The sequence below is a fragment of the Altererythrobacter sp. TH136 genome (genome assembly GCF_007065885.1).
GTDB lineage: Bacteria > Pseudomonadota > Alphaproteobacteria > Sphingomonadales > Sphingomonadaceae > Tsuneonella.
On record NZ_CP041409.1, the window covers coordinates 401,194 to 419,907 of the forward strand.

Annotated in this window: 18 protein-coding genes; 12 read left to right on the top strand and 6 right to left on the bottom strand. The window is 65.8% G+C overall.

The features are described 5' to 3' along the window. Positions 1-105 precede the first annotated feature (105 nt). The 3 genes from C0V74_RS02010 to tpiA all read right to left on the bottom strand — a co-directional run bounded on the left by C0V74_RS02010 (position 106) and on the right by tpiA (position 3,030). Positions 106-1,737, bottom strand: coding sequence for a CTP synthase (locus C0V74_RS02010; RefSeq protein WP_131625653.1), 1,632 nt, complete (start codon positions 1,735-1,737; stop codon positions 106-108). A 93-nt stretch (positions 1,738-1,830) separates the two neighbouring features. Beyond that, complete coding sequence (secG, locus tag C0V74_RS02015; RefSeq protein ID WP_131625652.1) at positions 1,831-2,196, bottom strand: preprotein translocase subunit SecG; 366 nt, start codon at positions 2,194-2,196, stop codon at positions 1,831-1,833. Positions 2,197-2,265: 69 nt separating this feature from the next. Further along, complete coding sequence (tpiA, locus tag C0V74_RS02020; protein WP_143250401.1) at positions 2,266-3,030, bottom strand: triose-phosphate isomerase; 765 nt, start codon at positions 3,028-3,030, stop codon at positions 2,266-2,268. A 194-nt stretch (positions 3,031-3,224) separates the two neighbouring features. Between tpiA and C0V74_RS02025 the strand changes: the two genes are divergently transcribed. The 9 genes from C0V74_RS02025 (at position 3,225) to lexA (ending at position 12,202) form a co-directional block, all read left to right on the top strand. Continuing rightward, the gene (locus tag C0V74_RS02025) at positions 3,225-5,165 is read left to right on the top strand and encodes a peptidylprolyl isomerase (protein ID WP_143250402.1); all 1,941 of its coding nucleotides are present in this window, start codon (positions 3,225-3,227) and stop codon (positions 5,163-5,165) included. Beyond that, on the top strand, positions 5,107-6,684 hold the full coding sequence (locus tag C0V74_RS02030; RefSeq protein WP_143250403.1) for a chorismate-binding protein: 1,578 nt from the start codon (positions 5,107-5,109) through the stop codon (positions 6,682-6,684). Before C0V74_RS02025 ends, C0V74_RS02030 begins: the two co-directional genes overlap by 59 nt. Next, positions 6,681-7,493, top strand: coding sequence for a phosphodiester glycosidase family protein (locus tag C0V74_RS02035; protein WP_246844927.1), 813 nt, complete (start codon positions 6,681-6,683; stop codon positions 7,491-7,493). The genes C0V74_RS02030 and C0V74_RS02035 overlap by 4 nt, the downstream gene beginning before the upstream one ends. Beyond that, on the top strand, positions 7,490-8,461 hold the full coding sequence (gene pip / locus C0V74_RS02040; RefSeq protein ID WP_282595929.1) for a prolyl aminopeptidase: 972 nt from the start codon (positions 7,490-7,492) through the stop codon (positions 8,459-8,461). Before C0V74_RS02035 ends, pip begins: the two co-directional genes overlap by 4 nt. Then, entirely contained in the window at positions 8,458-9,042 is a 585-nt protein-coding gene (locus C0V74_RS02045; RefSeq protein ID WP_143250405.1) for an aminodeoxychorismate/anthranilate synthase component II, read from the top strand. Before pip ends, C0V74_RS02045 begins: the two co-directional genes overlap by 4 nt. After that, positions 9,039-10,031 carry an anthranilate phosphoribosyltransferase gene (gene trpD / locus C0V74_RS02050; protein WP_143250406.1) on the top strand — a complete coding sequence of 331 codons (993 nt, stop codon included), beginning with the start codon at positions 9,039-9,041 and terminating at the stop codon, positions 10,029-10,031. The genes C0V74_RS02045 and trpD overlap by 4 nt, the downstream gene beginning before the upstream one ends. Further along, complete coding sequence (gene trpC, locus C0V74_RS02055) at positions 10,028-10,816, top strand: indole-3-glycerol phosphate synthase TrpC (RefSeq protein WP_143250407.1); 789 nt, start codon at positions 10,028-10,030, stop codon at positions 10,814-10,816. Before trpD ends, trpC begins: the two co-directional genes overlap by 4 nt. A 128-nt stretch (positions 10,817-10,944) precedes the next feature. Then, on the top strand, positions 10,945-11,430 hold the full coding sequence (gene moaC / locus C0V74_RS02060) for a cyclic pyranopterin monophosphate synthase MoaC (protein WP_143250408.1): 486 nt from the start codon (positions 10,945-10,947) through the stop codon (positions 11,428-11,430). A gap of 76 nt (positions 11,431-11,506) precedes the next feature. Next, positions 11,507-12,202 carry a transcriptional repressor LexA gene (lexA, locus tag C0V74_RS02065; RefSeq protein ID WP_143250409.1) on the top strand — a complete coding sequence of 232 codons (696 nt, stop codon included), beginning with the start codon at positions 11,507-11,509 and terminating at the stop codon, positions 12,200-12,202. Here the strand turns inward: lexA and C0V74_RS13090 are convergent. Both C0V74_RS13090 and C0V74_RS02070 read right to left on the bottom strand, forming a co-directional pair. Further along, positions 12,173-12,559, bottom strand: a complete 387-nt coding sequence (locus tag C0V74_RS13090) for a hypothetical protein (protein ID WP_246844928.1) — start codon at positions 12,557-12,559, stop codon at positions 12,173-12,175. The two genes, lexA and C0V74_RS13090, sit on opposite strands and share 30 nt — an antisense overlap. Further along, entirely contained in the window at positions 12,522-14,393 is a 1,872-nt protein-coding gene (locus C0V74_RS02070) for a ComEC/Rec2 family competence protein (protein WP_246844929.1), read from the bottom strand. Before C0V74_RS02070 ends, C0V74_RS13090 begins: the two co-directional genes overlap by 38 nt. Positions 14,394-14,422: 29 nt before the next feature. Between C0V74_RS02070 and gltX the strand changes: the two genes are divergently transcribed. The 3 genes from gltX to C0V74_RS02085 are packed head-to-tail and all read left to right on the top strand — an operon-like array spanning position 14,423 to position 17,347. Then, the gene (gltX, locus tag C0V74_RS02075) at positions 14,423-15,844 is read left to right on the top strand and encodes a glutamate--tRNA ligase (RefSeq protein ID WP_143250410.1); all 1,422 of its coding nucleotides are present in this window, start codon (positions 14,423-14,425) and stop codon (positions 15,842-15,844) included. Between the two features lie 11 nt (positions 15,845-15,855). Next, positions 15,856-17,142 carry a citrate synthase gene (locus tag C0V74_RS02080; RefSeq protein WP_143250411.1) on the top strand — a complete coding sequence of 429 codons (1,287 nt, stop codon included), beginning with the start codon at positions 15,856-15,858 and terminating at the stop codon, positions 17,140-17,142. A gap of 1 nt (position 17,143) precedes the next feature. Next, positions 17,144-17,347, top strand: coding sequence for a hypothetical protein (locus C0V74_RS02085; RefSeq protein WP_131625641.1), 204 nt, complete (start codon positions 17,144-17,146; stop codon positions 17,345-17,347). Here C0V74_RS02085 and C0V74_RS02090 read toward each other — a convergent pair. After that, positions 17,344-18,714 (bottom strand): HAMP domain-containing sensor histidine kinase, encoded by a 1,371-nt coding sequence (locus C0V74_RS02090; protein WP_143250412.1) that lies wholly within the window; start codon positions 18,712-18,714, stop codon positions 17,344-17,346. The two genes, C0V74_RS02085 and C0V74_RS02090, sit on opposite strands and share 4 nt — an antisense overlap.

Consider the following 18,714-nt stretch of genomic DNA (forward strand, 5'->3'; position numbering starts at 1 on the left):
TGCCCGAGCGCCGCCCTACCGGCTCTCGTGACATAAGCAACATATATTCTTTTTTTGGCTGCTCCGCTTGTAGAAAATGACGATCGTGTCATTTCCGCGCGGTTTTCAGACCAGGCGGGCCTGCCTCAACGCGGCTTCCACGAAGCCGGCGAACAGGGGGTGCGGGTCGAACGGTTTGCTTTTCAGCTCCGGATGGAACTGCACGCCGATGAACCAGGGATGGTCCGGCCGCTCGACAATCTCCGGCAGCAGCCCATCGGGCGACATGCCGGAAAAGATCATCCCGTCCTTCTCCAGCGCTTCGCGATAAGCGGAATTCACCTCGTACCGGTGACGGTGACGTTCGCTGATAGTGGTGGCGCCGCCATAGACCGTGCTGACGTGGCTGTTGCCGGTGAGGTGCGCATCGTAGGCACCCAACCGCATCGTCCCACCCAGATCGCCCTCGGCACTGCGCTGCTGCAGGCCTTCCTTGCTCATCCACTCGGTGATGATGCCGACCACCGGTTCGTCGGTCGGGCCGAATTCGGTCGAGCTGGCGGCAGCATGGCCGGCCGCGCGCACGCCTTCGATGCAGGCCATCTGCATGCCAAGGCAGATACCCAGGAAAGGAACATTGCGTTCCTTGGCGAAACGGACGCTGGCGATCTTGCCCTCGCTCCCCCGCTCGCCGAACCCGCCGGGCACCAGAATCCCGTGCATCGGTTCCAGCCGCGCGGCGATCTCTTCGTCGTCAGCCTCGAACAGCTCCGCGTCGATCCAGCGAATGTTGACCTTGACCCGGTTGGCCATCCCACCATGGACCAGCGCTTCGTTGAGCGATTTGTAGGCATCCGGCAGGCCGACGTACTTGCCGACCACGCCGATCGTGACTTCGCCCTCGGGATGCTCATAGCGGTCGAGGATGTCGTCCCACCGGGCAAGCTCGGGATCGGGCGCGTTCATGCCGAAATGACGCAGCACCTCGCTGTCCAATCCTTCGCGGTGATACTGCAGCGGCACTGCATAGATGCTCGAGGCGTCGAGCGCGGGAATGACCGCTTCCTTGCGCACGTTGCAGAACAGCGCGATCTTGGCGCGTTCACTGTCCGGCAGCGGCTTTTCGCAGCGGCACAGCAGGATGTCGGGCTGCACGCCCAGCCCGGTCATTTCGCGAACCGAGTGCTGCGTCGGCTTGGTCTTCAGCTCACCCGCCGCCGCGATGTACGGCACCAGCGTCACGTGCACCGAACAGGTGTTCTCGCGGCCCAGTTCGTTCCTGAGCTGCCGCAAGGCTTCGATGAACGGCAGGCTCTCGATGTCGCCCACGGTGCCGCCGATCTCGCACAGGACGAAGTCGAGATCACTGGTGTCGTCCTGCGCGAACTGCTTGATCGCGTCGGTGACGTGCGGGATCACTTGGACCGTCGCGCCGAGATAGTCTCCGCGCCGCTCCTTGGCGATGATGTCGCGATAGATGCGGCCAGACGTGATGTTGTCGCCCTGGTGCGCCGACACGCCGGTAAAGCGTTCGTAATGCCCGAGGTCGAGATCGGTCTCCGCCCCGTCGTCGGTCACGTAGACTTCGCCGTGCTGATACGGGCTCATCGTGCCGGGATCGACGTTCAGATACGGATCGAACTTGCGAATCCGCACGCGGAAACCGCGCGCCTGCAGCAGCGCCGCGAGGCTCGCTGCCATGAGACCTTTGCCGAGCGAGGAGACCACGCCGCCGGTGATAAAGATATACCGCGCCATGGGAGTTGGGCCTTAAGCGGTGGTGCAGGGTGGGCGCAAGCGGCTTGGTGCGGCCGGGAACCGCAATCCACAGCTGCCTTGTCGTCAGAAGCGTTAGCCAGCGACGCCGGCGAGCGGATCGTCCGTGGTGGCGGGTGCCGATGGTGCCGGCGCGGCAGGAGCGGCGGCATCAGGCGCGGCCGGCAGCGGGGCAGCACGATCCAGCGTCGATTCCACCGATGCCGCGGTGCCCGCCCCGGCAGCGATCGCTGCGAGGATGATCGACAGGATCACGAACACGATCGCCAGCCAACGGGTTGCGCGGGTGAGGAAATCGGCCGCGCCGCGCGCGCTCATCATCCCGCTTGGGCTGCCGCCTATGCCCAGCCCGCCGCCTTCGGAGCGCTGGACCAGGATGACCCCCACCAATGCGGCGGCGACGATCGCTTGCACGACCAGGAGAAAGATGAACGTCGACATGTACGAAGATTCCGGTTGGCTATGCTGCGCGACTTAGGCGCGGCGGGCAGTCACGGCAAGGGCGGCCCCTCAGGCGTCTTGCAAGTCCACCGTCGCCATGACGATCCCCAGAAAGCTTTCCGCAGTCAGGCTGGCGCCGCCGACCAGCGCACCGCCGACCTCGTCAGCCGCGAGCAGCTCCCGCGCGTTATCAGGCTTGACCGAGCCGCCATAAAGGATCCGCACGAGCGCGCCCTGCTCCTCGCCGTATCGATCGATCAGCAGCGCGCGGATCGCGCGATGCATCGCCGAAATGTCGGCGACGGTCGGCGTCCGCCCGGTGCCGATCGCCCAGATCGGCTCATATGCCACCGACAGGCGTTCCGACGCCGCATCGATCGCATCCGGCAGCGACGCTGCTAATTGACCGGTCACGAAGGTTTCGGCCCCGCCCGCGTCGCGCGTGGCTTCGCTCTCGCCGCAGCAGACGATCAGCTTGAGACCGGCCGCCAGCGCGGCATCCGCCTTGGCGCGGACCAGTTCGTCGCTTTCGCCATGGCCGCCACGCCGTTCGCTGTGGCCCAGGATCACGAACTTGGCGCCGGCATCGGCGACCATCGCCGCCGAGACGTCCCCGGTGAACGCCCCATCGGGCGATGCGTGACAATCCTGCGCGCCCACGCCGATCTGCTCCGCTTCCCGGTGCACGGCGTGAAGCAACGTGAACGGCGGGGCCAGCGCCACCTCGACCTTCATCAGGCGCTGGGCCGACCGATCGATCGCGCGCGCTTCGGCGAGCATGGCCCGCGTACCGTTCATCTTCCAGTTACCGACGACGTAGGGTCGCAGGGACATACACCAGTTCCTCAAGAGATTTGCCGCCAGGGGCGTTTGCGCGGCCTATAGTGCCGCTGCGCCGCGCCCCGCTAGCGCGCTTGCGCGCCTGCGTCAAAACGATGCAGCACCTGTTGCGGCAAGGTCGCATGCCTCCTAAAGGTCCGGCCTTCCGCGCCCCGTGCGCGCCCTTCCGTGCAGGCGATTTCGGTTTCATGCTCAGTTTCTTCCGCAACATCTTCAAGACCAAGATCGGCCTTGCCCTCACGATCGGATTCGTCGGCCTGATCGGCGTGGCGTTCGCGGTCGGCGACGTGGCGAACACCGGCGGATTGGGTGGGAGCCTGGCTGGCGGCGACAATGTTGCGGTCGTGGGTGGAGACAAGGTCGGCGCGGCAGAATTCAGCGAGGCGGCGACCAACGCCGTCGATCAGTTGCGCCAAACCAACCCGACCATCTCGATGGCGGCCTTTGTCGAACAAGGTGGCTTGACCGAGGTGCTCGATCAATTGCTCGATCGGCGCGCGATCAGTGCCTGGGCGCGGAAGCATGGGTTCAGCGCAGGCGACAACCTGGTGAACAGCGAAATCCGCCGAATCCCGGCGTTCGCGGGCGCTGACGGCAACTTCAGCGAAACCACTTACCGGCAGGCGCTCGCCGGTCGCGGCCTGACCGACGCGACGGTGCGCCGCGACCTCGCCGATGGCCTGCTGGCGCAGCAGGCGCTGGTCCCGGCGGCGTTCGGCGCGCGCATGCCGCAGAAGATCGCCATGCGTTATGCAGCGCTGACCAAGGAGCGTCGCCAGGGCGGGATCGCCGTCATCCCGAGCAATGCCTTCGCGCCCAAAGGTGAGCCGACGGCGGCGCAGTTGACCAGCTATTACAACAGCAACAAGGCCGACTTCATCCGTCCGGAACGCCGCATCCTGCGCTATGCCGTGTTCGGCGCGGACTCGCTCGGCAGTGTGCAGCCGACCGACGCGGAAATCGCCGCGCGCTACGCGCGGGACCGGGCCAACCTCTACGCCGCGCGTGAACTGCGCACGTTCAGCCAGCTGATCGTCCCCACCCGCCAGGCGGCGGAGGCGATTGCGCAGCGCGGGCCTGGCGCCCTCGAAACGGCGGCGCGCGAGGCCGGGCTGGAAGTGGCGAAAATCCCCTCGATCGATCGCAACGGGTACGCCGCCCAGAACTCCGCCGCGGTCGCGCAGGCCGCTTTCGCGGCCAATCGCGGAGCGATCGCCGCCCCCGCACGGGGCGCATTGGGCTGGTACGTCGTGCGCGTCGATGCCGTGCAGACGGTTCCGGCGCGCTCGATCGACCAGGCGCGCGGCGAGATCGTCGCGGCGCTGACCGCAGAGAAGCGCACGCGTGCGCTCAGCGAACTGGCCGGGGACGTCGAGCAGCAGATCGACGAGGGTAATTCGCTGTCGGACATCGTCCGATCGCTGAAGGTCGATGTTCTCACCACCAAGCCGGTGGTCGCTGACGGGCGCGTCTACGGCTCTGGCACGGAGCGGGTGCCCGATGCGCTGGCGCCGGCACTGGCCAGCGCGTTCGAGATGGAAGAAGGCAATCCGCAGATTGCCGCGATGCCCGGCGGGGAGACCTATCTGGTCTATGAAACAGCCCGGATCACGCCTTCGGCGGCCGCACCGCTCGCCGAAATCCGCGCTGACGTGGTGGCTGGCTGGCGCCAGGCGGCGGGGGCCGCGGCGGCAAAGGCCGCGGCCGACCGGATCCTCGCACGAGTTGGCAAGGGGCAGACGCTTTCTCAGGCGGTCGCAGCCGAAACCGCCGCCCTGCCCGCCATCGAAACGATCAATATGACCCGCGAAGAACTGGCGTCGCAGGGACAGCGGGTGCCGCCAGCGCTGGCGTTGCTGTTCTCGATGGCACGGGGCAGCGTCAAGAAGCTGGAAGGGCCGAACAACGCAGGCTGGTTCGTGGTCAACGTCAACAGCATCGAGCCGGGCAAGATCGCCCCCAATGACCCACTGATGGCGCAGGCTTCACAGAGCCTCGGCCAGCTCCTCGGTCGCGAGTACAGCGATTCCTTGCGCGCGGCGATCCGCAAGGATGTTGGCGTCGAGCGCAATGCGGAGGCGGTCGCGGCGGTTCGCCAGCGCCTCGTCGGCGACAACAGCGCGAACTAAGGGCCGGACACTGAGCGGCGCCGCGCCCCATAATGCTGCGGCCGCGCGCGCCGCGCTGAACGAGGGCCGCGCGGCGCTCGTCTGGCGGCGCATCGTCGCCGACACCGAGACGCCGGTCGGGGCTGCGCTCAAGTTGATCGAGCCTGAGCGGGGGGACTTCCTGCTGGAGTCGGTCGAAGGCGGGGAGGTGCGCGGGCGCTATAGCCTGCTGGGCCTCGATCCCGATCTGGTGTTTCGCGCGCAGGGTAGCCTGGCGGAAACCAATCACCGGTGGCAGGCGGACAGGAAAGCGTTTGTCGCCTGCGGCGGCGATGCACTCGCGGAACTGCGCGGGCTGGTGGAGGCGTGCCGCATCGATTTGCCGCCTGGGCTCCCGCCCATCGCGTGTCTGGTCGGCTACTTCGGATACGAGACCATTGGCCTGGTAGAGCGGCTGCCCCGCGCCGCCGCCCCAGGCATCGGTCTGCCCGACATGTTGTTTGTGCGCCCCACCCTGATCCTGGTGTTCGACCGGCTGGGCGACGAACTGTTCTGCATCGCGCCGTTGTGGCCGGGAAAACTCTCAGGTGATGAAGCGGTCGCTGCTGCCGGGGAGAGGATAGACGAAGCGCTCCGCCGCCTGTCGCAGGCGACCCCACCAACCGCGCGCGCCAACGTTCCCGAGCCGACTCTGTCGCCAGTGCTCGCGCCCGAGAATTACCGAGCGATGGTGCTCAAGGCGAAAGACTACATCGAGGCGGGCGACGTGTTCCAGGTAGTGCTCGCCCAGCGCTTCACCGCGCCGTTCACCCTGCCCCCGGTTGCGCTCTATCGGGCGCTGCGGCGGGTCAACCCAAGCCCGTTTCTCTACTTCCTCGATTTGCCCGGGTTCGCGGTGGTCGGCTCCAGCCCTGAGATCCTAGTCCGGGTGCGCGGCGGTGAGGTGACTATCCGCCCGATCGCCGGGACGCGTCCGCGCGGAGCGACAGCGGAGCTTGATCGCGTTGCGGAGGAAGGCCTGCTGGCCGACGCCAAGGAGCGCGCCGAACACCTGATGCTGCTCGATCTCGGACGCAACGATGTCGGCCGGGTGGCGGCACGGGGCACGGTGGACGTCACCGACAGCTTCACCATCGAACGCTACAGCCATGTGATGCACATCGTCAGCAACGTGGTGGGGCAGCTCGATCCGGCGAAGGACGCGCTCGATGCCCTGTTCGCGGGCTTTCCCGCCGGCACCGTCAGCGGCGCGCCGAAAGTGCGCGCGTGCGAGATCATCGCGGAGCTCGAACCCGAAACGCGAGGCGCCTACGCCGGCGGAGTGGGCTATTTCGCGCCCGACGGCACGCTCGATTCCTGCATCGTGCTGCGCACCGGGGTCATCAAGGATGGCACCCTCCACGTCCAGGCAGGCGCGGGCATCGTCGCCGACAGCGATCCCGAATACGAGCTGCGCGAATGCCATGCCAAGGCCGGTGCCCTGATCGCCGCCGCGCGCGAGGCGGTACGCATCGCGGCAGAACCGGAGTTCGGTCAGTGAAGCGCCTTCCGCTTATCTTCGTGAGCCTGCTCGGGGCGTGCAACCCGCAAGCGGGCGGTGAGCCGGTGACCCGCGTCGATCTCGAGAATCCGGGCAAGGCGGCCATGCCCGCGCCGATCCCCACGCCCGTCACTACAGGCGCGTGCCAAACCGTCACGTTCGAGGACGCGCAGTTCACCCACTGTGTCGCCGACCCGGCCAGGCACCGCATCACCACCATGCTGGGCAACCCGCCTTACCGCAGCTTCAAGGCCTACGCCGCCGCGCGCGCGGCCGATGCCCCCGCCCCCGCCTTCGCGGTGAACGCGGGCATGTTCGATGATGCCGGCAAGCCGGTCGGCTACTACGTTCGCGAAGGGGAGCGCGGGCAGGAATTGAACCGCAACGACGGCGCGGGCAACTTCCACATGAAGCCGAACGGCGTGTTCTTCGGCACCGCTGGCAAGTGGCGCGTGATGACCGCCGATGCGTTCTATGCGCAGGTCGGTGACCGCCCCCAGTTCGGCACCCAGAGCGGCCCCATGCTGCTGGTAGACGGCAAGCTTCATCCTGAAATTACCGACGATGGCCCCAGCCGCACGATCCGCAACGGGGTTGGCATCGATGCTGCTGGACGCGCGCATTTCGTCATCAGCGACAGCGCGGTCAGCTTCGGCAAGCTCGCGCGGTTCTACCGCGACGTCTTGAAGACGCCGAACGCGCTCTATCTCGATGGTTCGGTGTCCGCATTGTGGGATCCGGCGACCGGTCGCATGGACGCTCGTGCGCCGATCGGGCCGATGATCGTGGTTGAGGAGACGAGTCAGTGAGTGTCACGGATCAGGAACGTCGCACGCTCTATCCGCCCATTGAACCGTACGAGACCGGCATGCTGGACGTCGGCAACGGCCATTCGCTTTACTGGGAGCGGGTCGGCACCCCCGGCGCCAAGCCGGCGGTCATGCTCCACGGCGGGCCCGGTGCCGGCTGCAGCCCCGGTCACCGCCGTCAGTGGGACCCGGAACGGTACGACGTCCTGCTGTTCGACCAGCGCGGCTGCGGTCGTTCCAAGCCGTTCGCCAGCCTGGAGCACAACACCACCTGGGATCTCGTCGCCGATATCGAGGCGCTGCGCGCGATGTTCGGACACGAGCAATGGCAGGTGTTTGGGGGTAGCTGGGGCTCCACGCTCTCGCTGGCTTATTCGCAGACCCACCCGGAGCGGGTAAGCGAGATCATCCTGCGCGGAATATTCCTGTGCGAGCAGAACGAGCTCGACTGGCTCTACAAATACGGCGCAAGCGAACTCTACCCCGAAGAATGGGACCGTTTCGTCGCTCACGCCGCGGCGCATGGGGACGATCTGCTGGAAACGTACATCGCGCTGCTGGACGATGCAGACCCCGAGGTGCGCAAGGCCGCGGCTAACGCATGGAACCGGTGGGAAGGCGTCACTGTAACCCTGCTTCCTGAAGAAGACACGATCGACCGCATGGCAGGCGGCGAAAATGCCGTCGCCACAGCTCGGATCGAAACGCATTATTTCCGCCACAAGTGCTGGCTGGAAAGCGGGCAACTGCTGGCGGGTGCGAACAAGCTGCGCAGCATCCCCGGCGTGATCGTCCAGGGACGCCACGACTGCTGCACGCCGCCGGCGGCAGCCTGGGCGCTCAAGCAGGCCTGGCCCGAGGTCGATCTGCAGATCGTGCCGGACGCCAGCCACCTGTTTACCGAGCCCGGCATTACCGATGGCCTGGTGCGCGCCACCGATCGCTTTGCCGGTGCGTCGCCGACATGATTCTGGTCATCGACAACTACGACAGCTTCACCTTCAACCTTGTCCACTACCTGATGGAACTGGGTGCCGAAGTGCGGGTGGAGCGCAACGATGCGCTGACCGCTTCGGAAGCGATCGCGTCCGGGGCGGAAGGGTTCCTGATCTCTCCGGGACCGTGCACGCCGAACGAGGCGGGGATCAGCCTCGATCTCGTGGCGGCCTGCGCGGATGCCGCCATGCCCTTGCTCGGCGTTTGTCTGGGGCATCAGGCGATCGGCCAGCACTTTGGAGGACGCGTGGTGCGCGGCGGTCTGATGCATGGCAAGACATCGCCGGTCAGCCATGACGGCAGCGGGGTGTTCGCAGGCCTGCCCTCGCCCTTCCTCGCCACCCGGTATCACAGCCTGGTCGTAGAGGGTATTCCGCCGACCCTGCCGGTCAACGCCACGTCCGATGATACCCACGTCATGGGCTTTCGCCACGCAGAGCTGCCGATCCACGGCGTGCAGTTCCATCCCGAAAGCATCGCTACCGAGCACGGCCACGCACTCCTGGCGAACTTCCTGCGGGTGTGCGGGATCGCTCCGGAGGATCGGATATGAGAACTCTTCCTGAGGCCGAGCCGCACCTGAACGAAGCGCAAGCTGAAGAGGTGTTTGGCGCGCTGCTCGATGGCGAAGCGAGCCAGGAAGAAATCGCGCGGTTCCTGTGCGATCTGTCCGATCGCGGCGAAACCGCTGACGAGATTGCCGGTGCGGCGCGCGCGCTGCGCGCACGGCTCATCCCGGTTGACGCGCCCGCCGACGCGATCGACGTCTGCGGCACGGGCGGCGATGGGCACCACACGCTGAACGTATCGACTGCGGTGAGCCTTGTCGTGGCAGCGTCGGGCGTGCCGGTAGCCAAACATGGCAACCGGGCCGCTAGCAGCAAGGCCGGCGCTGCCGATACTCTCGAGATGCTGGGCCTCGACATGGAAGCCGCCGGAAGAACGGCTGAGAAGTCGTTGGCGGAGCTGGGAATCGGGTTCCTGTTCGCAGCCAACCACCACCCTGCGATGCGGCGCATTCAGCCCATTCGCCAACGGCTTGGCCGGCGGACGATCTTCAATCTCATGGGGCCGTTGTGCAATCCCGCGGGCGTGAAGCGCCAGCTGATCGGCATCGCCCGCCCCGCTTACGTGCCCATCTACGCCGAGGCCAAGGCGCGACTTGGCAGCGAACGCACGCTGATCGTGTCCGGCGACGAAGGACTTGATGAATTGAGCCTCGCGGGCGGCAACGAAGTGGCCGACGTGCAGGGGCACGACTGGGAGATGCGCCGGGCTCGCGCCTCCGACGCAGGCCTGCCCACCGCGCCGATCGAGGCGATCCGCGGCGGAGATGCCGCACACAACGCGAAAGCACTCAAGGCGCTCCTGATGGGTGCGCCTGGTCCTTATCGGGACGCGGTGCTGTTCAATGCCGGCGCCGCGCTGATGATCGCCGGGCAAGCCGCGGACTATGCCGATGGCGCCGAACAGGCGGCCGACGCTCTCGATTCCGGCCGTGCCGAAGAATTGCTCACCCGCTGGATTGCGATCGCCCAATGAACAAGCTTGACGAGATCTGCGCGACCAAGCGCATTGAGGTGGCTGACCGACGCGGAGCGGCCACGATGAGCGATCTCGATCGCCTAGCGCGCGACCAGACGCCTCCGCGAGGGTTCCGGGCGGCACTTGATGCCAAGGCGCAGGAGGGCTTTGCCCTTATCGCGGAGATCAAGAAAGCTTCGCCGTCCAAGGGGCTGATCCGGCAGGACTTCAGGCCTGCCGAACATGCCGTGGCGTACGCCCGCGGCGGGGCCGCCTGCCTGTCGGTGCTCACCGACGCCGCCTACTTTCAGGGACATGAGGATTTTCTGGCGGATGCGCGAAGGGCCTGTGAACTGCCGGTGCTGCGCAAGGATTTCATGGTCGATCCCTGGCAGGTTGCAGAAGCTCGCGCGATCGGGGCGGATGCGATCCTGATCATCGTCGCGGCGCTGGAAGACGGCGTGATGGCGGAGATCGAGGCGGCCGCGCTGGAGCGTGGGATGGACGTGCTGATCGAGGTTCATGACGAAGCAGAACTGGCGCGCGCCGCCAATCTACGCTCGCGCCTGATCGGGATAAACAATCGCGATCTCAAGACCTTCAACACCGATCTTGCCACGACTAAGCGGCTCGCACCGCTGGCACCAGAAGGTACGCTGCTGGTCGGCGAGAGCGGCATCAGCAGCCATGCCGATTGTAAGCGGCTGGAGCGCGCTGGCGTTCACGCGTTCCTGGTTGGCGAAAGCCTGATGCGGCAGCCAGACGTGGAAGCTGCAACGCGCGAACTGCTCGGCGGACATTAGCGCTGTCCTACATCTCGCTGCTTACGCTACCCGGTCCCAGCAGCTAATTGGCCCACAGCGGAGCGGGCAAACTTTCCGCTCATGAACAGTGTGACACGTGTGACACTTTCACTTCTGGATTTTCCTCTATGAACGATCTCACGCACCTCGATGAACACGGTCAGGCACGGATGGTCGACGTCGGTGGCAAGGCGGAAACCGTGCGTCAGGCGGTGGCCTCGGGTCGGATCGCGATGTCGGCAATTGCGCTCGCCGCCATTCGTGACGGCAGCGGGCCCAAGGGCGACGTGCTCGGCGCCGCGCGGATCGCTGGCATCATGGCGGCCAAGAAGACCGCCGATCTTATCCCGCTGTGCCACCCGCTCGCGCTCGATAGCGTGATCGTCGACTTCACGTTCGAGGAGGCGGCGATTTCGGCCACGGTTGAGGTGGCGCTGACCGGCCGCACCGGCGTAGAAATGGAAGCGATGACAGCATGTTGCGTCGCCCTGTTGACCATCTACGACATGGCGAAGGCGCTCGACAAAAGCATGATGATCGGGAATATTCGGCTGCTGGAAAAGACCGGCGGCAAGTCGGGAAACTGGCGACGTGACGGTGGTTTGACGCCGTGACTTGACGCGCCGGGGTAAGTTGCCTAATTGTTCCGCGTTCGTTCCCGCATTGGAACGGTCTCGCAAAGGATCGGGCATGCTCACTGCCAAGCAACGCGAACTTCTCCACTTCATCACCGTCCGCCTTGAAGACAGCGGAATCTCTCCGTCGTTCGAAGAGATGAAGGAAGCGCTCGATCTGAAGAGCAAGTCGGGCGTGCACCGGCTCATCTCCGCGCTGGAGGAACGTGGGTTCATCCGCCGGCTTCCCAACCGCGCTCGCGCGCTCGAAGTGATCCGCCAGGCCGAGGATTCAGTCGCCGCGCCGCGCGCCAAGTCGTCGGAGAGCACCCACGACAATGTCGTGCCCCTCCGCCGACCTACACCTGTCCAGCGCCAGATCGCCAACGATGTCGTCGAGTTGCCCTTGCACGGGCGCATTGCGGCGGGTGTGCCGATCGAGGCGCTCGAAGGCCAAAGCACCCTGCCCGTGCCCGCCGCGCTTTTGGGTCCGGGCGAACATTACGCGCTGGAGGTGTCTGGCGACTCGATGATCGAAGCCGGCATCTTCGACGGTGATTTTGCGCTCGTCCGCAAGACTGACGTGGCACGCGACGGAGAAATCGTGGTGGCGCTGGTGCGGGACGAGGAAGCGACCCTCAAGTACCTGCACCGTGAGAACGGCATGGTGCGGCTGGATCCCGCGAACGGAGCGTATGAGCCGCAGGTGTATCGGGCCGGCGAGGTCAAGGTGCAGGGTAAGCTAGCGGGCCTCCTGCGCCGGTACCATTGAGCGGGAAAAGCGCGGTTCTGGGCGGCTGGCGGTCCACCATGGGTGCTCGCCTTCGCTTTCGCCCACGGTGACGGTGCGCGCCTCGGCGAGGTAAATCGCCAGGCCGCCGTGGGCATCCAGGAAATTGCGGTCCGCCTTCAGCCAGCGGGGCCGGCAGCTTCTCGGCAGCCGGCGTTCGGCGATGACGATATCGGACCGTTCGCAAGCCGCGGCCAGCGACCGCTCCTCGATTAGGGCACGGCTCCGTGCCATTAGGATGTGCCAGGTGCGCTCGTCGCGTTCGATCGTCAGGCTGCAGAAGTCTCGACTGCAGGCGGCGTTAGGCCACCGTTCGATCAGCACCGGATCGGCTTCCACCCCGGGCAAGCTCCATTAGGTTGTCGCGCGCGAAATCGCTGCGTCCCTCGCGCAGAACCAGCAGCCGCTCACCCTCCCCGACAATGCCAACGTTGCGTCCATCACTGGAGATCAGCAAATCGGGCGGTTGAGCGCCAAGCAGAAAGATGGTCGCGGCCAGCACCGGCACCAGTCCAATCAACCGCCGCCTGCCATGCCAAAGCGCTAACCATAATCCACCCCCGACAAATAATGCGAAAACCCCGGCCCCCATCTGGGGCATCAGCTTGACCGCGCCTGGCTGGCTAGCGGTGAAATGAGCGAGCGCCAGCATCAGATCGAGTGACCCGCCGACCAGGAACCAGACCGGAGCGCCGGCTCCCACCAGGTCCAGCGCGAGGGCTAGCGCGATCAGCGGCATGGTGACAAAGGTAACCAACGGAATTGCGACGACATTGGCGAGCGCGCCGTAGAACCCCGCTCGGTGAAAATGGAACAGCACGATCGGCATCAGCGCGACCTCGATCACCACGCCCGTCAGAAGGAGCATGACGGCGCGCCGCCCGGTTCTCGCCACCGCCCCTTCGTCACGCGGCGCAAGGAAAGCGCGCACCGGAGCCGCTTCATGGAGGGCGACGATCGCGATCACCGCGGCGAAGCTCATCTGGAAGCCGGGGCTCACCACCGCCTCGGGCCAGGCCAGCATGACCACGAATGCCGCCGCGGCGACCATCCGGAGCGACAGCGCTTCCCGACCGAGTGCAAGAGCGCCAAGAACCAGCAGCGCGCCGACGCAACTGCGCACGGTGGGCACTTCGGCGCCGGTGAGCAAGGTGTACCCCACCCCTGCCCCTGCCCCGCAAGCCGCCGCGACCAGCGGCAGGCGCACCCTCAATGTCAACCAGGACCACAGCGCAAGCAGCCGCAGGGCGACGAAATAGGTGCCCGCGATCACGGCGCTGACATGCAGACCGCTGATCGACAGCAGGTGCGTGAGCCCCGCATCGCGCATCGCATCATCGCCCGCGGCCGAGATTCCGCCACGGTCACCGCTGGCAAATGCCGCGGCGATGGCGCCTGCGGAGCCGTTGAGCCGCGAGCGCACGTGGTCTGACAAGGTGCGTTGCGCGGCGGCCAGCGTGCCGCCTGGCGTGGCTGAGCCGATCAACTGAACGGGTCCGATGGCGGTCCCCGTAGCCGACAGTCCGGCAAACCACGCAGCGCGAGCAAAGTTGTACGCGCCGGGGGCCATCGGCGGCGCCGGTGGCATCAGGCGGGCACGCAGGCGTACGCGCGCACCTTCCACAATGCCGGGATCGAGATCATCGGGCGCTACGTTCACGCGCACCTTGCGCGCCAGACCTGCCTCTGCGTCACGATAAGCGAGCGTCAACCGCACTCGTTGTTGCGCGGGTTGGTTCGCGCGCTCCAGAACTTTGCCCTCCAGCCAGATGACCTGGGGCCGGGCGATGGGTTCGGCGCCGATCACGACTGAACGGATCCAGACAAGCGCGATGCCCGCGGAAATCAGCAATGCCATCGCGACCACTGCACGACGAAGGTGAACGTAATCATCGCCCGGCCGCGTCAGGGCGACAGTAGCCAAAGCAAGCAGGATGCAGCCCGCCATAGCGACGATCCAGGCGATAGGACTGGGTAGCGCAAACCAGGCGACGACCCCGCCGGCCAGCGCGATCGCCAGCCACGGCGCACGGTCGAATCCGGCGCGATCGAGCCACGCATCTGCGCCCTCCGCAAGGCTGGACAAGGACCACGCCTTGCGCCAATGCTGCTGCAGTGCAACATCGCCAGGATCGTCGCCGATGGGTACGATCACTGCTGCGCGGGTCGCCATGTAACCGTTGGATAAGGATACGCATTCGGATGGCAAGCGATAGCGGAGAAGTGGTCACCCGCTTCGCGCCCTCGCCCACTGGATTCCTGCACATCGGTGGTGCGCGAACCGCGTTGTTCAACTGGTTGTTCGCCCGGCATCACGGCGGCAAGGCACTGCTGCGGATTGAAGACACCGACAAGAAGCGGAGCACGGCCGAGGCGATAGATGCCATCATCGATGGTTTGTCCTGGCTTGGCTTGGACTACGATGCGCCCGTTGTGTTTCAATCAGAACGTGCGGGCCGCCATGCGGAGGTCGCCCATCAGTTGCTGGCGGCCGGACATGCCTACAAATGCTTCGCCACGCCTGAGGATCTCGAGGCTATGCGCGCGGCCCAGCGGGCTGCGAAGCAACCTTTGCGATATGACGGTCGGTGGCGCGATCGTGACCCTGGCACGGCTCCCGAAGGCGCGCCGTTCGTCACTCGCCTGAAGACGCCAGATGAAGGCGAGACGGTCATCCAGGATCAGGTGCAAGGGTCCGTCACCGTGCGCAACGCAGAGCTTGACGATTACGTCCTGCTGCGCGCTGACGGCACCCCGACCTACATGCTCGCGGTGGTCGTCGACGATCACGACATGGGAGTGACGCACGTCATTCGCGGCGACGACCACCTGAATAACGCGTTTCGCCAATTGCCCATCTACCGCGCGATGGGCTGGCAGGAGCCAGTGTATGCGCACATTCCCCTGATCCACGGGGCTGATGGCGCGAAACTGTCCAAGCGCCATGGCGCGCTCGGAGCCGAGAACTATCGCGACGAATTCGGCATCCTGCCGGAAGCGCTGTTCAACTACCTGCTCCGGCTGGGATGGGGTCACGGCGATCGCGAGGAAATATCTCGCGACGAGGCGATCGCGCTGTTCGATCTGGCCGGTGTGGGCAAAAGCCCCAGCCGGTTCGACCTGAAGAAGTTGCAGAACCTCAACGGGCATTACATCCGTGAGGCGGATGATGCGCGGCTTGCCGAACTGGTCGCGCCGCGGATCGGCGAAGGCATCGACCTGACGTTGCTTACCCGCGCGATGCCGCAGCTGAAGCTGCGCGCCAAGGATCTGGATGAACTTGCGACGGGCGCGGCCTTCCTCTTCAAGACGCGTCCGCTCGCGCTTGAGGACAAGGCTGCCGCGCTTCTGACCCCAGACGCACGGGCGTTGCTGGCAAAGATCTCGGCGCGGTTGCGAAATCAGGATGATTGGACAGTCGCCGCGCTGGAAGCTGAACTCAAACCGTTCGCCGAAGAGCTCGGGCTGGGGCTTGGCAAGCTGGCGCAACCCATGCGGGCAGCTTTGACCGGGACCACGACCTCGCCCGGAATTTTCGACGTTCTCGCTCTGCTCGGACGGGAGGAATCGCTGGCGCGGCTTGACGCACACGCGACTTCCGCCGACGCGTCCCAACAAGCTTAAGGAGACTCACGATGGCGGACAAACAGGCCACGCTCACTTACAACGACAAGACCATCGACCTGCCGGTGCTGGAAGGCAGCGTCGGTCCGGAAGTGCTCGATATCCGCAAGCTGTACGGCCAGACCGGAGCGTTCACCTACGATCCCGGCTACAAGTCGACCGGCAGCTGTGAGAGCGCGCTAACCTACATCGATGGCGATGAGGGCGTGCTGCTTCATCGCGGCTATCCGATCGGTCAGTTGGCCGAGCAATCCTCGTTCATGGAAGTCAGCTATCTGCTGCTCAACGGTGAACTGCCGTCCAAGGACGAACTGGACGACTTCACTTACACCATCAGCCGCCACACGATGCTGCACGAGCAGCTGTCGACGTTCTACCGCGGCTTCCGCCGCGATGCTCACCCGATGGCGATCATGTGCGGCGTGGTGGGCGCCCTGTCCGCTTTCTACCATGACAGCACCGACATCTCCGATCCGGAGCAGCGCAAGATCGCCAGCCATCGTCTGGTCGCTAAAATGCCGACGATCGCCGCGATGGCATACAAGTATTCGGTCGGGCAGCCGTTTCTCTATCCCGACAACTCCCTGTCCTACACCGGCAACTTCCTGCGCATGACCTTCGGTGTTCCGGCCGAGCCGTACGAGGTGGTGCCGGCGGTCGAGAAGGCGATGGACCGGATTTTCATCCTCCACGCCGACCACGAGCAGAACGCATCGACGTCCACGGTGCGGCTGGCCGGGTCGTCGGGAGCCAATCCGTTCGCGTGCATCGCGGCGGGCATCGCTTGCCTGTGGGGGCCCGCGCACGGCGGGGCCAACGAGGCGGCACTGAACATGCTTCGGGAAATCGGCACGCCCGACAAGATTCCGCACTACATCGAGCGGGCCAAGGACAAGAATGATCCGTTCCGGCTGATGGGGTTCGGCCACCGGGTGTACAAGAACTACGATCCTCGCGCGACGGTGATGCAGAAGACGGTGCGCGAGGTGTTCGACGCGCTCAAGGTCAACGACCCACTGTTCGAGACCGCGCTGCGGCTGGAAGAACTGGCCCTGCAGGACGATTACTTCATCGAGAAGAAGCTGTTTCCGAACGTCGACTTCTATTCGGGCGTGATCCTCTCCGCGATCGGTTTCCCGACCACCATGTTCACCGCGCTGTTCGCTCTCGCACGCACGGTGGGCTGGGTCGCTCAATGGAACGAGATGATCTCCGATCCGGCGCAGGTCATCGGTCGTCCGCGGCAGCTCTACACCGGCCCTACCCAACGCGATTACGTACCCGTAGGCCAGCGCTGAGGTGCGCGCGCTGAAGCTCATCGCGCAAATCTTCGGCGTTGCGCTGGTGCTATCGGGCGGGCTGTGGGCGCTGCAGGGCCTGGGGCTGGTCATGTGGCCGGCCGAAAGCTTCATGCTCGCCGACCGTTCATGGGCGCTCTACGGTGGGTTGACGGTTGTGGTCGGCCTGCTGCTGATCTGGTGGGGCAGCCGGCGCCGCGCCTAGTCGTCGGCCGGCAGCGTCAGGGTGAACCGCGCCCCTTCCCCCGGCGCGCTGCTGACAGTCAGCTCGCCCCCCATGGCGCGGGCAAGCTTGCGCGAGATATAAAGCCCCAGGCCTGAGCCCCCGTCCCCGCTTCGACCGAGGCGTTCGAACTTTTCAAATATCCTGGCAGCCTGGTTATGCTCTAGCCCCGGCCCCTGATCCGCGACGGTCACGAGCGCGGATCCCGCGTGCTTCTCCAGCGCGAGCGTGACCCGCGATCCGGCCGGTGAGTAGGCAATCGCGTTGCCCACCAGATTGAGCAGAATCTGTAGGACCCGGCGAAACTCACCCGTCGCGGGCAGGCTTTCGCCGACCGCGGGCGCTGTCAGGGTGATGGTCTTGGCCTGTGCCCGCATGCCGAGGATGCCCACCGCGCGGCGTGCGACGTCGGCAAGGTCGATGGGCTCAGGCGCCGTGACAAACCCATCTGAGTCCACGATGTCGAGGTCGGCGAGATCTTCCACCAGCGACAGCAGGTGCTGCCCCGCCGCCGCGATATCCGCCGCGTAATCGCTATATTCTTCCGCCAGTGGTCCCGCCAGGCGTGACCGGATCGTTTCGGCGTTGGCGATGATGCGCGCGATCGGTGGTCGCAGAACCGGGGTCAACTCGCGGCCAAACCCACTCAATCCCGGATCGTCGGCCTCGACCGGCTCGGGGGCATCCGCCAGCGGAGTGTCCGCCACCAGCAGCAGCTCGAACCCGGCGCTGCCGGGCTCTGGATGGCCGAGCGGCACCAGAGTGACGGTCCAGATCCGGTCCGATCCGGGTGCACGGCACCGCGCCCCGTCCAGCAGCCGCCAGTGCAACGGCTGATGGTGGGCTACATCGGGAAAAGTCAGCCACTCACTCCACGGCCGGTCTCGACCATCGCGCAGCTTTTTAGCAAGTTCACCGAGGTCCGGCGCACTTACCTCCACTGCGAGCGGCCGCTGTGCCGGATCGAGGCGCGCGGTCAGTTCGGCAACTGCGCGGTCAATCATGATCCGTCGTGCGGCCACCTCCGCATCAGGTTCGACTGCGCGCGGGGCGCTTTGCCAGCTGCCTACCGAAATCGCGCAGCCGCCCCCGCCAGCGCTGTCCTGAGGCGCAATCTCGACCCACGCGCGGATGGTTTCTTCCCCATCAGTGGCCGTGATCGAGCGCGCGAGTTTCAGACCCATCGTGCGTGCCTTGCTCACCGCTTCGAGCAGTTGCGGGATCGCGACCGTCCCCGGAAGCTCCCCGCCGCAGCGACGCTGCAGGCCCGCCAATGGCTCATCGGCCTCGACCAGGCAATCGGCTGCATCGGTCCGCGCACGCGCCAGCACTGTGCGCTCAGCTGTCAT

What these genes read in the sequence shown, in the direction of transcription:
- C0V74_RS02010 (WP_131625653.1), bottom strand. Translation starts at nt 1,737, where the DNA reads ATGGCGCGGTATATCTTTATCACCGGCGGCGTGGTCTCCTCGCTCGGC.
- secG (WP_131625652.1), bottom strand. Translation starts at nt 2,196, where the DNA reads ATGTCGACGTTCATCTTTCTCCTGGTCGTGCAAGCGATCGTCGCCGCC.
- tpiA (WP_143250401.1), bottom strand. Translation starts at nt 3,030, where the DNA reads ATGTCCCTGCGACCCTACGTCGTCGGTAACTGGAAGATGAACGGTACG.
- C0V74_RS02025 (WP_143250402.1), top strand. Translation starts at nt 3,225, where the DNA reads ATGCTCAGTTTCTTCCGCAACATCTTCAAGACCAAGATCGGCCTTGCC.
- C0V74_RS02030 (WP_143250403.1), top strand. Translation starts at nt 5,107, where the DNA reads ATGCGGAGGCGGTCGCGGCGGTTCGCCAGCGCCTCGTCGGCGACAACA.
- C0V74_RS02045 (WP_143250405.1), top strand. Translation starts at nt 8,458, where the DNA reads ATGATTCTGGTCATCGACAACTACGACAGCTTCACCTTCAACCTTGTC.
- trpD (WP_143250406.1), top strand. Translation starts at nt 9,039, where the DNA reads ATGAGAACTCTTCCTGAGGCCGAGCCGCACCTGAACGAAGCGCAAGCT.
- trpC (WP_143250407.1), top strand. Translation starts at nt 10,028, where the DNA reads ATGAACAAGCTTGACGAGATCTGCGCGACCAAGCGCATTGAGGTGGCT.
- moaC (WP_143250408.1), top strand. Translation starts at nt 10,945, where the DNA reads ATGAACGATCTCACGCACCTCGATGAACACGGTCAGGCACGGATGGTC.
- lexA (WP_143250409.1), top strand. Translation starts at nt 11,507, where the DNA reads ATGCTCACTGCCAAGCAACGCGAACTTCTCCACTTCATCACCGTCCGC.
- C0V74_RS02070 (WP_246844929.1), bottom strand. Translation starts at nt 14,393, where the DNA reads ATGGCGACCCGCGCAGCAGTGATCGTACCCATCGGCGACGATCCTGGC.
- gltX (WP_143250410.1), top strand. Translation starts at nt 14,423, where the DNA reads ATGGCAAGCGATAGCGGAGAAGTGGTCACCCGCTTCGCGCCCTCGCCC.
- C0V74_RS02080 (WP_143250411.1), top strand. Translation starts at nt 15,856, where the DNA reads ATGGCGGACAAACAGGCCACGCTCACTTACAACGACAAGACCATCGAC.
- C0V74_RS02090 (WP_143250412.1), bottom strand. Translation starts at nt 18,714, where the DNA reads ATGACAGCTGAGCGCACAGTGCTGGCGCGTGCGCGGACCGATGCAGCC.